Here is a 12,571-nt window from a genome sequence, read left to right as displayed (position 1 = left end):
TGAGATTAAGGAAGAGGGAGATGGGCTGAATGGATAACAACCAATCTTATCTCAAAAATAGATTTTACAAGGTAATCAGTCTAATGGTTATAGGTTTGCTGCTTGCCATGGAGTTGACCGGTTTTGTCTCAGCAGGAAGGGAAGAAATTGAGGAAAACCTTGTAAGTGAAGCAACTGCAGTTCAGGAAACGATTGCCCAGTGGATTTTTAAAGACAAAGGCGAAAACGGTGTATTTCCAGCTACAGGCGGGGTATATCAGACGTCTTCATCCATTCGTGATGTAGGAACTAATACGGATGCGTACACCTATGAGTCAAGTGAGAACAGCGTACGTAACCAGGGCTGGCATGAAGGAACGGGCCTAAAATACTGGCTTGCCACGCTTTCGACCAAAGGCTTCGAAGGTATCTTCCTCTCTTCACAGCAAACCTCTTCAAGTACAGGGCCCAGGGATTTTAAGGTGCAATACAGTATAGATCAACAGGAATGGACAGATGTTACGGGCGCCAACCTTGTTCTAGCCCAGAACAATTTTAATTGTTCCAATAATTCCTGCAAATTAACTAACCTCGCTTTACCTGCCGGAACAAACAATCAAGATGTACTCTATATCCGCTGGGTGGTAAACTCTGCGAAAAGCGTAAGCGGGGGAACGGTGTCCAGCTCAGGCTCAAGCAGAATCAAAGATGTGATAATTAAAGGAACACGCAGCAGCGGCGAACCTGGGGACACTCCTACACTTGAGGTAAGCAAAGCTCCCGCTTCAGGGGCTGCAGATGTTTCCCTTAATGCAGAGATCATAGTGAAGTTTAACAAAGCCATCAGCCTCGACAGTAGTTATCAAGTTGTAATTACAGAAAACAATCTTCCTCTTACCAACATTTCTGCTTCACTCCTCGGTCAAGACACAGTCAAAGTCAGCCACCCTAATTTCACTGCCGGCAAAACTTACAACGTGACCGTCCCTAAAGAGCTTGTTAAGGGGACTACGGATGGCCGGACACCTGAGAACGATATTACCTGGAGTTTTAAGACGAAGTCTCCGGATACCGGGATCAAAACACCAACGCTGCTGAATATGACTTTTAATGGAGATCCAAAGACAAGTATTGCCTTTGACTGGTATACAGCCGAAACCGTCAGAGGTACAGTAGTGCAAGTAGTGGAGGCCTCCAATGCGGGAGGAAGCGAGTTCCCGGAACAACTGGCAGCTTCTTATGAGGGCAGCGCAACAGTTATTGAAACCTTAATGACATCAGGAGACAGAAGCTCCAAAAAGTATAAAAAGTTCGCCAGCCACAAGGTTATTGCAAGCGGTCTTAAGCCTGGAACCAAGTATATCTACCGGGCCGGTAACGGTGATGCGGACGGCTGGAGCGAGGCGGGTTCTTTTACCACGGACAAGGCGGATAATCAGGATTTCCATTTCCTCTATGTAACCGACACCCAAGGCTCAAGTAAATCGAATTTCGATCTTTGGCAGGATACTTTTAAGAGAGCTATTGAGAAAACGGTAGATCCCAAGTTTGTTCTTCTTACAGGGGATTTAACGGATGACGGTGATCTGGAGCAGCTGTGGCAGTGGTTCTTAGGTGTGCCAAAAAAAGAATTTGCCAATGTGCCATTTGCACCGATTATCGGCAACCATGAGATAGAGGATTATCCGAATAACAACTTCTATAACCATTTTAATCTTCCAAAAGATGTCGGAACGGGTGCTCACGACGGTTCGGTATATGCTTTCGAATACGGTGATGCCCTGTTTATGCAAATCAATTCCCAGTACGAAGGGGAGGTCAAGCCGTATAAAGCGGATATTCAGTTCACGAAGCAATTGGAATGGATGCGGAATCAAGTGGCAAAGACCGACAAGAAGTGGAAATTCGTCTCGATGCATAAGGGAGCGTATTCTTCAGGGGATAATGCTTCGGCAGAAAGCGACCGGGTAGAATTTTACCGGAAATATCTAATTCCTGTATTTGATGAGCTGGGTGTGGATATGGTGTTTGAGGGACATGACCATATGTATATGAGGTCTTTTCAAATGCTGAACAACGTTCCGATTAAGAATGTTATTACCGATGAGCAAGGAAATGTGCTGAATCCCAAAGGGACCGTGTATCTGATGGGCAACTCGGCCGCTTCGAAATTTTATGCCATTAATCCAGATGCAGACACTTTTTTTGCAGCAAAAAACGATCAGCCCAATAAGAAAATGTTCGTAGATGTTTCCATTACAAGCGACGTGCTGAAATTCACATCCTACACAGCAGTTAAAGATAAACCTCTTGCCGTCTATGATGCTTACAGTATTAAACGGACTGACGTCAAACCCGGCATTGTCGAAAATCCAAGTGCAGTAAGACAGTCAGGGAACCGTGCAGTTCTTTCGTGGAAAGCGCCAGTAAATAGCTCTGAGCCTGTGCGAGGTTATCGGATTTACGAGAAAAATGATAAAGTCAGCACAAATTGGAGCGTGTATGTGCCGACGGTAAGCGGTCAGACGAGTTACAGCTATACATTAAATGGTGTAGATTCTAATAAAGTCTACAATTTCGTTATTAAAGCAGTGGGGATAAGAAATAACTCGCTTCCAGTAGAGGCAGAAATGAAATGAATGATAGAGGAGACGTTGACGGAGCTTGGGCATCCGTTAACGTCTTTTTTTCATAGTTGTTGAAGCTGTCCATTCTTCCTCCGGTAACTCCTCGGAAAGATAACTTCACTTTTTACCAGATCATGATTCTTGCGCATTGGCGTGACTTTTGTCCCTTCAAAGTATAACGGCAGACCTTCGGCCAGAATCGGCAAGAGGGTTTGGGATGGGGCCTACGAAACCTAGAATTGGGATGATAAATTTAAGTGCTATCCATGCATAGACACCAAGTAAGCCGTGAATCAAAAATACGCAGATCCATGAAAGTATAGCTGCAGCTAACATTGTACTACCTAAATACCCGAATGCATGAATTATTCTTTTCATATTCGCTCCTAACATATAAGAAAGTGCCTAATAGTTAGACGAATATAACTGGAAAATTACTTCGACTGCTAACATATCCATGGTTCGACTCGGTGAGTTGGATAATACCACTGTAGGGAAATCTGAAAAACAAACATTTGTGCAACTATATTTGTCTTGTACCGTTCTTTGAAGTTGTTAATAGACTATATCAATCTCAGAGAAGGAGTTGATTTAGTTGGCCAACAGTGATGTACGTCTTGCTCTATGGTCAGGTACTAATTTTACCAATCGCCGGATTCGATTCAGACGTGGAGGAGTTGCGGTTCGTGATCTTGGAGCGTTTCGGTTTAACAACGTTCTTTCGAGTTTCCGACTCAGAAATGTTGTGGAGAGCTCTCAAGTAACGCTTGTACTATTTTCACGAATTAACTTTCAGGGATCGTTCCGTGTGTTCCGTGGCAGCCAAAACGTAGCGAACTTGAATAATTTTAACTTTAATAATGTCACATCTTCGTTGATATTGGTAGGCCGTATCCTTACAAGCTCCGAAATTTCCCAAATTCAAAGCAGGGGTAGAGCACCTCGAGATGTCCTCGTAATAAGACAATAATAATGCAAGGGGGGCCCTTAGGGCCCCCTTTTTTACAAATATCAGTAGCACAGTTCAAGACAAAATATGCATAGAATTTAATATAAAATAAGAGAATAGGTGCTGCTCCCGCAAACAATCCTCCTTTAAACTAGTTACGTACTTAACAAAATCTGCTAGAGGAGGATTCAAATGCGCAAAAAGGTTATCGGGAGAATTTGCAGTACAGTTATGGTTTGCAGTCTGCTTGCAGCAGGCAACGGAACGACCTACGCCGATGGAGTCAATAACTCTGATGCTGCTACCAACAAATCGGTCAAAAACGTAATCCTGTTTATTACGGATGGGATGAGCTTATCCGATGTGAACTTGGCCAGATGGTATCAGGGAGGTCAGGCGCTTGCGATGGATAAATATTTTAGCGGGCTGGTGAGAACTTATTCTACGGATTCACTGACCACAGATTCCGCTGCGGGAGCTACGGCTTATGCCACAGGACATAAGGTTAAGAGTGAGACGGTATCCATACTTCCAGACCGAATAACGATGCCTTTCGTAAGCGCAGTTAAACCAGAGGACATGAACAAACCTCTGCCTACCCTTATGGATGCAGCGAGAATGGCTGGGAAAAGTACAGGAACGGTATTCACTTGTGAATTAACGGATGCGACGCCGGCTACATTTTTAAGTCATGCATATACGCGTGACAATGCGCAGTCTATTGCAGAACAGATGGTGTATAGTGGTGTAGATGTTCTACTTGGGGGCGGTTCGGGGTATTTGGTACCCGGCAAAGAAGACATTAACCGCAAGGACGGAGAAGATTTAACCAAAATCCTGAAATCAAATGGATATGAATACGTAACGGATAAAGCAGGTTTAATGACTTCTAAAACCAATAAAATCTGGGGTCTATTCAACCCCGAAGCACTGGATGCTGATTTTGACCTGAACCCGCAAAAGCAGCCGAGCCTTGCTGAAATGACCAATGTAGCGATAGAGAAGTTGTCACAGAACGAGAATGGTTTTATTCTGATGGTCGAAGCAAGCCAGATTGACTGGTATGGTCATGATAACGATCCAGTGGGGATTATGAGTGAGACCTTAGCGTTTGATAAAGCCTTCAAAGCCGCTGTTGACTTTGCAGAAAAAGACGGAGATACAGCAGTTTTATCGGTTTCGGATCATGCTACCGGCGGGCTCAATATGACGAACTATGATTCTACTAAAGACCTAATCTCCGTGCTGAAGAAAGCGAAGCATACCAGTTATTACATTGAAGGCAGTATTAATGAGAGCAATTTCAAAAAGGTCCTTGCGGATAATTATGGACTAAGTGATCTAACCAAAGAAGAAGCGGATCAAGTCAGATTGGGAATGCAGGATAACCTTTCGCCGGTCATCGGTAAAATTTTGGGGGATAAAATAGGTGTAACCTTCTCTACGGATGATCACACATCGGAGGAAGTTGGCTTATTCGCCTATCATCCGGCTAATTTTAAACCGACCGATTTCATGAACAGCGGTGTAATCCAGAATACGGATGTGAATAAGTATATTCAAGAAGTGACCGGACTCAATCTGGCGCAGCTTCAGGATACATTATACGTATCCAGTGATAAATTCAAGGCCAAAGGAGCTACGATTACCCTAGATAAGACCGATAAGAATAATCCGGTGGTTGTAGTGAAAAAAGCAGGCCAAGTTCTCAAGCTGCCTATAGATAAAAATATCGCCATACAGGATGGCAAAACAACGAAACTAAATGTGCTGACAGTAATGATTAAAGATAAAGTGTGGATTTCGCAGGATGCTTTAGACTTAATTCTCTAATTCTTAAAGTTCATGTTGTGATCTGTTGCCTAAAAGTTAAAGCGCTTAAACTTGAAAACCCCTTTTTAAAAGGGGTTTTTGGGTTGAGATAAGAAATTTCGACTTGAATTGTGCTGAGGAAAGCGAAGCTTTTTATCGTTTTATTGCAGGCTTTGTTCCATAGGTCATCAAGCGCCAAACCTTTTCTAAAGGTCCCATGGAAAAAAACTTGAACCAGATGTTACTAAAAATGATTTGAATAAAATAAATCAGAACTGCGATGTAGAGAATATCTTTTGGTGAAACGACTTCTAGACCTATCATTGAAATGATTGCCGTCCCTATAATGCTTTGTGCCACATAATTTGTAAACGCCATTTGACCCACCCGTGATATGGGCTTCAGGAATTTCACCGTTTGTTTATTTTCTAATAGTAGAAATAATGTTGTTAAGTAGAACAAAGTAGTTGGGAGAGATCCTAAGCCCGTAACTGAATCTACATTGCTGTTCCCATTTTGAGAAGCGTTCCAAATCCATAGTGAAAAACCAATGAACAACAGAAATGATACCATTTGAATCCATCGAATTGGTCTTGATAATTCTTGTATGTGTGTCAGCCAACCTGACTTTGCGGTTAAAAAACCAGCTAAAAACATAATAAAGATTTGTATAGCGTCATTTGAAAAAATATCAAGAATAGATGAGATTGCCCCTTGAGAAGGTAGGAATATTTTTACCACTAAGGAAATGATGTAAATGGATGTCATACCCACAAGCCACTTTTTAAGTGTAGAAACCGTTGTGTGATAAAAAGGGATCAGAAACAATCCGATAATGGCGTATGCGGGCAGAATGGTTCCCCAAAAGATAAATACATGAATGATTCCCAGCAGCAAAAGGATTAGTAAACGTCTAGCCATACGCCATCTGGGTTTATCTCCCCGGCTTTCGGCTCTTGAGGCGAAAATGTATAGACCTACACCAAATAGGAATAAAAAAATAGAAAAGAACTTTTTTTGTACGAAGATGATTATCAAGCTATGGATGATTCCATTAATGCCACTATAGTCTGGTAAAGGATCTCCTTCCATAATAACTTTAAAGGCTCCTACATTTATAAGCAGAATGCCGAAAAGAGCAAGTCCGCGAATGATGTCGAGTGAAATGATTCTTTCTTTTTGCGAGATGGACGGGTTCATTAATAGTGCTCCTTTGAAAATATTTTTATTTGCCTAGGAGTCAGTATAAGTTGCGAACCTTACATTAAATTGATGCCAACATTACAGGATCCTTAAATTTGATAAATTGTTCCAACTCCAGTTGAATTAGAATCAGTTTTATGGTTAATATGAATACTAAATCATTTTGGGGTGTGAACTAGAAATGTCAGCATATACTCAACCGATCTTTGTGGCAGCGATCTTTTTTGTGGTTTTAGCATTTGCCCTTTTTATCCCATGGCTCATTTATACCTATAGAAAATATAATTACCTTCCCTTTTCTACCACGTTAATTTCGTTTTCGTTTATCTTTTACTTTTTAGCAGCGTTATTTTTAGTATTGTTGCCGTTGCCGGAAATACGTAACACTTGTTCGCTACAAAAACCGGGCACACAACATTATTCACTTATGCCATTTCAATTTATAGTGGGCACCTTTGGGAATAGTGGCATCGTGTTATCACAGCCAGCTACGTATAGACTGTTATTTAGCCAACCCTCATTCTATCAAGCATTTTTTAATTTCTTGCTATTATTACCTTTTGGTGTTTATCTGCGATACTTTTTTCAAGATAAAAAATATTGGAAGAAAGCTCTAGGCTTCACCTTCCTATTAACTTTATTTTATGAGATAACACAGGTAACCGGCATTTACGGGATTTATAATTGCCCTTATCGTATTTTTGATGTGGATGATTTATTGTTAAATACTTCTGGCGGAGTACTGGGGTTCTTTATTGCTCCAGCCGTGTTGGCGTTATTCCCATCAAAAAAGAAAATTAAGGAGAAAGCGGAAAGATTATTAGCTCTTGATGAAGTAAGAGGGATGTCTGTGTTACTGGCTGTTCTTATTGATCTATTTATCAGCAACCTGGTAGTTAAAGTTGTGTTGAGTATGACCAACGTTAATATGGTTAGTGAATTTATTGCGAGCACCATTACACTTTCTGTAACCTTTTTTATTATTCCGATGATTTGGAATGGATCGACAATCGGTACGAAAATAATGCGTTATCGCTACGACAGTAAAATAAGTCGAGTGGAAACGAACAAGCGGTTATTTAAACGCTTTGGTGCCATTTACGCGATGTACTTCATTACAGTCATTGCGAAAACGTTGAATAATGTGGAACTATCAATGGATTCACCCTTTTATAAGGCATCTATATTCTTAACGTTAGGTGCAGCATTGACCTCTATCATTTTAACGATCGTGTTGTTCATTCATGTTATATTAGTCGTGTTTGGCAAACAAAAACGCCGCTTTTACTTTGATGAAGCTTCTGATTTATATACAACCAGAAAAAAATGAATGCTATTCATTAGCAAAGGGATACTCCGTAGTCTTAACTGGCTACAGGGTATCCTTTTTTTTGTAGATTTAAGCTTGTTGTAAGGTTGGCATGAATTTGCTGTAAGGTTCGGTGCCTATAGTATAAGTATCAGCAAATTTATGAGGTGAAATGAATGGAACCATTATTAAAAGTAGAAAACGTAAAAAAAGTGTACGGGAAGTTAAGTGCTGCTTACACAGCGTTGGAAAACGTGTCTTTTGACATTCATGCAGGTGAGTTTGTAGGGATTATGGGACCTTCCGGAGCGGGAAAATCAACCTTGCTAAATTTGTTAGCAACCATAGATTCTCCAACAGAAGGAAAGATATATATGAAGAACAAGAGTATTCATGATCTGAAGGAAGCAGCTTTGTCAGACTTCCGGCGTGAACATCTCGGGTTCATCTTTCAAGATTACAATTTACTCGATTCCTTGACGGTAAAGGAGAACATATTGCTTCCCCTGGCGATTGCCAAAATTCCAGCGAAGAAAATTAATCACCTCGTGACTCAGATCTCTAAAGTATTTGGGATTGAAGATTTACTGGGGAAATATCCTTACCAAATCTCTGGGGGTCAAAAGCAAAGAACCGCGGCGGCTAGAGCGCTCGTGACAGAGCCAGCACTGATTTTGGCTGATGAACCAACAGGTGCACTTGACTCCAAATCAGCAACAGATTTATTGGAAAGCTTAAGTACTTTAAATGAAAATAACAATTCGACCATTATGATGGTGACCCATGATGCCTTTGCCGCAAGCTTCTGCCGCCGGATTATTTTCATCAAGGATGGTTCATTTTCAACAGAAATCTATCGTCGTGATCAGACACGCAAAGCCTTCTTCCAAGAGATCTTAGATGTTCATGCGGCCATTGGGGGTGAGGTAGATGACGTTATTTAGTCTAGCAAGAAAAAATATAGCCAGAAACTTCTCACAATATTTTTTATACATTGCATCGATGGTGTTTAGTATCATCATTTACTTTACATTTGTGACCTTAAAATATAGTGATACGATAGCAGAACAGACGGCTTCATCCCAAAAACTGGGTTCCCTAATGAGTGGAGCGGCAGTCATTCTTATCTTTTTCGTGTTCATATTTATAGCTTATTCCAATTCATTTTTTATGAAAAAACGTAAAAAAGAAGTCGCACTGTATGCGTTGCTGGGGGTACGTAATCGTCAAATCGGTTTTATGCTCTTTTTTGAAAATTTATTATTAGGATTATTCTCTTTAATAGTAGGGATTGTATTTGGCTTCCTTTGTTCAAAAGGATTTATGACGATTTTGATTCATTTAATGGGTTATGACGTTGTAGCACCCTTTACATTTTCAATGGCGGCAGCGATGAACACGGCTATCGTATTTCTGGTTATATTCTTAGTGACATCGTTTCAAGGCTACCGTTTGATCTATCAATTTAAGCTGATTGATTTATTTCATGCTTCCAAAAAGGGAGAAGTGGCGCCTAAACCATCTATGATAGTAGCTGTTCTTGGAGTGTTACTTATTGTCTTGGGCTATTGGCTTGCAATGCAGGACCTGTTCACTTCTAAGGTATGGGCAAAAATCGGATTTCTCATGACCGTATTAATTATTTTAACAACGGTAATTGTGGGTACATTTTTATTGTTCCACAGTGTGACTGGCTTTGTGTTAGCAATGATTAAGAAAAATGAAAAGTGGCTGTGGAAAGATCTTCATGTAATAACCATATCTCAGCTGCTCTATCGTATCCGTGGGAATGCACGTACATTAACTGTGATTGCTGTGTTGAGTGCTACAACAGTAACTGCTGGTGGAGCGGTCTATAGCCTGTATTACAATACGAATGACTCGGCAAAAACGATTAATCCAAATACCTTTATGTATCAATCCACAGATGCAGAAATGGATAAACAAGTAAGTGCTGTACTGCCAGCTACAAAATACGATGAAAATATCGAAGCGCTATCCATTACGTTTCATACGAAAGAATTAAACGCGTCATCCTCGTTCGATAGCTCTGATAAAAGAGGGTATACAGTTATCGATGAAAAAACATATAACAACTTAGCCAATGTACAGCATAAAGAAAAATTAAATGTAAAGGATGGCTACGCGGTTATTTTAGATATCGGATATGACAAAAGGTTCTCACCTATGTATACAGGAAAAACTATAACAACAGGCAACGGCCACGCACTCACATTCCAAAGCTTTAAAACACAAACCGTATTAAATGCAGGAACAGCAGGTATAACAGTTGTAATCTCGGATGAACAGTATAAAGGATTACGGAATGATGGAAAAGTGATACGCTATCGTGTTCTTGGGATAGAGGATGCCTCTGTGGATGTATCTGCAAAAATTGCAAACCATTTGCCTGAAGAAGCGCTATTTTCAAGTAGGCCTCAAGATTACCAAACAAGCTTGGAAAGTGTGGGTTCTCTACTGTTTATAGGAAGTTTCCTTGGTCTCGTATTTCTGGCTGCAACAGGCAGTATCATTTACTTTAAAGTTTTAACTGAGGCAGAAGAAGATAAAGCACAGTACAATATGCTGCATAAAATGGGTGTCAGTGCAAAAGAAATGCGGAAATCCATTGCGTCACAGGTATTCGTTATCTTTGTTGTACCGCTTATAGTAGGGTTATTGCATAGTGTAGTGGCTTTAAAAGCATTCTCTAGTCTACTGATGATAGATTTAGCAAAACCTGTGTTGCTCTGGATGATTGCTTATACCGTAATTTATGGGTTGTATTATTTCTTAACCGTGGCTTCATACAATCGTATTATCAAACTAAATAATAGAACAGAAGGATGATTGAGATGAAAAAATTTCTAATTACAATGGGTATTTTGTTTGTTATTGGGGTTGTAGGTGTCTTTGCTCTAGCAAAGATTGATTTCAATCGCATGAATGCCGAAAATTACTATTTACAAATTACAGAGGATGGGGAACCCCATGAATATAAACTGAGTGATGGTACAGTGATGACTTCCTATTCGTATACACTAGAGGCTACAAATGCTAAAGGGAATACAATTCCACTGGAATTTAATGCACAAAAAAATCTTCGTAAAGGCGCCTACTTAAAAATGTATGTAAAAAAAGGTGATCAAGTCTCCTCATATGATGAAGTGAAAGTAGAGGATATTCCGCTAAAAGCAATAAAAAACTAATAAATTGAAGAAGGGCTGTCTCCAATAATGGTAATGGAGCACAGCCCTTTTCTCTGCCTAATGAGTAAGTAAGGCATTTGTATTATAAAAGTATAGTAATGGTTGTTCCAATATTTTCAGCGCTCGTCAAATCGAGTTTCCCCTCATGAGCCCAAATAATGTCTCTTGCGATGGCCATTCCTAACCCAGTACCATGCTTGCTGGCTGTATTTGTACCCCGATAGTAGCGTTCGAAAATCTGTTCCAGATCTTTAGCCGAAATACCCTGGCCATTATCAGAAATCGAAATTTGGGTATGAGATTCGGGACTTGTGTCCACTCGAATCTTCACCACGACATTTTCATCGTTATGCACCAGCGCGTTGTAGATCAAGTTAAGGATCGCTCGTTTTAGTAACTTCTTATCTACTTTATACATTGCTTTAGCCACATTCGCCTCAAACTCAATCTGCCGTTCACCAAAGGTCGGGTCATTTAAAAGTTCAATCGTCATTTCTCGTAGAAACTGAACGAGATTCACCTCTTCAAATTGCAGGGATAGCTGGTGATTACGCAAACGTGTCGTTAGATTGAGGTCATCTAACAGATCTTTCATATACATCGATTTACTTTTGATAATTGACGTGTATTCCTGTAATTCTTGGGCTGTTAAATCTGTGGCACTGTCGTTAATAAATTCTGCATAACCTTGAATAGAAGCAAGTGGTGTTTTCATGTCATGTGAAACATTGCTAATCCATTCCTCACGCATTTTATCGAGATGTTTACGTTCCTCTTCATGCCGATCGAGCTTTTCAGATAGCTCATTCATATTACGAAAAACATCTTCATAAACACCTTTGGGAGTAGGCATTTTCTTAAAACGTCGTTCCCTGAGCTGTTGAATACCCTCTATTAATGTATGAAGGGGTGCAGTTAACTTTTTCCCGAATATAAATCCAATGAGGATTACAATAAGCACATCAACGATTAAAAAAATGGAAAGAAAAACATTAACATCTTTGAAAATTTTAGCGTAGTCATAGGTCATTACATACCGGCCTATTTTAGGATTATTAACCCCTAAAAAGTAACTGAAATTTTGGGCTTCGCTGACAAAAACCGTCGTGCGTGCATCTAATTCTTTATATTTATACATTTGGACAATTTCAATAGGAGAATACTCTGTTTTCAATTCTTCAGGGGTATAAAAGGCTGCTGCTTGCTCCCCTTGGTCATTCAAGAATTGTACCCAGGCGCTCATTTCTTGTAGTTTTTTGAGACCTTCTTCGTTCACAACAGGTTTGCCAGCCTGTAATTCTACGTATTGTGAAAAGGTTCGGCTAAAGGTTTCTGCAGATGCTTCTTCAGTGCCAAAGTTATTATTGTTTACCTTTATAAAGAATAAGGAAAGGAACAAAATCGCGTTTACAATACCAACGATCACAACAATAGTCATAACCGATCTTAAAAAGCGGAGTGTCAATTTCCATTTCAACTAGTC

9 protein-coding genes are annotated in these 12,571 nt (G+C 40.1%); 7 read left to right on the top strand and 2 right to left on the bottom strand.

The annotated features are described in order from the left end of the window. The first annotated feature begins 29 nt into the window (after positions 1-29). From MKZ09_RS21815 to MKZ09_RS21805, 3 genes are all read left to right on the top strand, one after another. A complete protein-coding gene (locus MKZ09_RS21815; RefSeq protein ID WP_076201601.1) occupies positions 30-2,618 on the top strand; it encodes a metallophosphoesterase in 2,589 nt (862 codons plus the stop codon). Positions 2,619-3,201: 583 nt separating this feature from the next. Beyond that, on the top strand, positions 3,202-3,576 hold the full coding sequence (locus MKZ09_RS21810; RefSeq protein ID WP_076201604.1) for a hypothetical protein: 375 nt from the start codon (positions 3,202-3,204) through the stop codon (positions 3,574-3,576). 171 nt (positions 3,577-3,747) lie between these two features. Beyond that, positions 3,748-5,388 carry an alkaline phosphatase gene (locus MKZ09_RS21805; RefSeq protein ID WP_076201607.1) on the top strand — a complete coding sequence of 547 codons (1,641 nt, stop codon included), beginning with the start codon at positions 3,748-3,750 and terminating at the stop codon, positions 5,386-5,388. Positions 5,389-5,520: 132 nt separating this feature from the next. Here MKZ09_RS21805 and MKZ09_RS21800 read toward each other — a convergent pair whose 3' ends face one another. After that, entirely contained in the window at positions 5,521-6,567 is a 1,047-nt protein-coding gene (locus MKZ09_RS21800) for a DUF418 domain-containing protein (protein ID WP_076201610.1), read from the bottom strand. Positions 6,568-6,751: 184 nt separating this feature from the next. Here MKZ09_RS21800 and MKZ09_RS21795 point away from each other — a divergent pair, with 184 nt between their 5' ends. The 4 genes from MKZ09_RS21795 (at position 6,752) to MKZ09_RS21780 (ending at position 11,088) form a co-directional block, all read left to right on the top strand. Continuing rightward, positions 6,752-7,900, top strand: coding sequence for a VanZ family protein (locus MKZ09_RS21795; RefSeq protein WP_076201612.1), 1,149 nt, complete (start codon positions 6,752-6,754; stop codon positions 7,898-7,900). A gap of 155 nt (positions 7,901-8,055) precedes the next feature. After that, entirely contained in the window at positions 8,056-8,823 is a 768-nt protein-coding gene (locus MKZ09_RS21790; RefSeq protein WP_076134427.1) for an ABC transporter ATP-binding protein, read from the top strand. Continuing rightward, positions 8,810-10,729: an ABC transporter permease gene (locus tag MKZ09_RS21785; protein ID WP_076201614.1), complete on the top strand. Its 1,920-nt coding sequence runs from the start codon at positions 8,810-8,812 to the stop codon at positions 10,727-10,729. Before MKZ09_RS21790 ends, MKZ09_RS21785 begins: the two co-directional genes overlap by 14 nt. A 5-nt stretch (positions 10,730-10,734) precedes the next feature. Further along, the gene (locus MKZ09_RS21780) at positions 10,735-11,088 is read left to right on the top strand and encodes a YxeA family protein (protein WP_036688737.1); all 354 of its coding nucleotides are present in this window, start codon (positions 10,735-10,737) and stop codon (positions 11,086-11,088) included. An 82-nt stretch (positions 11,089-11,170) separates the two neighbouring features. Here MKZ09_RS21780 and MKZ09_RS21775 read toward each other — a convergent pair whose 3' ends face one another. Beyond that, complete coding sequence (locus MKZ09_RS21775) at positions 11,171-12,565, bottom strand: sensor histidine kinase (RefSeq protein ID WP_076201617.1); 1,395 nt, start codon at positions 12,563-12,565, stop codon at positions 11,171-11,173. Between the last annotated feature and the right edge of the window lie 6 nt (positions 12,566-12,571).

It is taken from the genome of Paenibacillus sp. FSL R5-0908 (assembly GCF_038006245.1).
Lineage (GTDB): Bacteria > Bacillota > Bacilli > Paenibacillales > Paenibacillaceae > Paenibacillus_AQ > Paenibacillus_AQ odorifer.
Note: the sequence above shows the minus strand (reverse complement) of the source record. Positions and strands in the feature narration are given on the sequence as shown.

Excerpts from the sequence above, each read along its gene's own strand:
- MKZ09_RS21790 (WP_076134427.1), top strand. The coding sequence starts at position 8,056 with ATGGAACCATTATTAAAAGTAGAAAACGTAAAAAAAGTGTACGGGAAG.
- MKZ09_RS21795 (WP_076201612.1), top strand. The coding sequence starts at position 6,752 with ATGTCAGCATATACTCAACCGATCTTTGTGGCAGCGATCTTTTTTGTG.
- MKZ09_RS21815 (WP_076201601.1), top strand. The coding sequence starts at position 30 with ATGGATAACAACCAATCTTATCTCAAAAATAGATTTTACAAGGTAATC.
- MKZ09_RS21785 (WP_076201614.1), top strand. The coding sequence starts at position 8,810 with ATGACGTTATTTAGTCTAGCAAGAAAAAATATAGCCAGAAACTTCTCA.
- MKZ09_RS21805 (WP_076201607.1), top strand. The coding sequence starts at position 3,748 with ATGCGCAAAAAGGTTATCGGGAGAATTTGCAGTACAGTTATGGTTTGC.
- MKZ09_RS21780 (WP_036688737.1), top strand. The coding sequence starts at position 10,735 with ATGAAAAAATTTCTAATTACAATGGGTATTTTGTTTGTTATTGGGGTT.
- MKZ09_RS21800 (WP_076201610.1), bottom strand. The coding sequence starts at position 6,567 with ATGAACCCGTCCATCTCGCAAAAAGAAAGAATCATTTCACTCGACATC.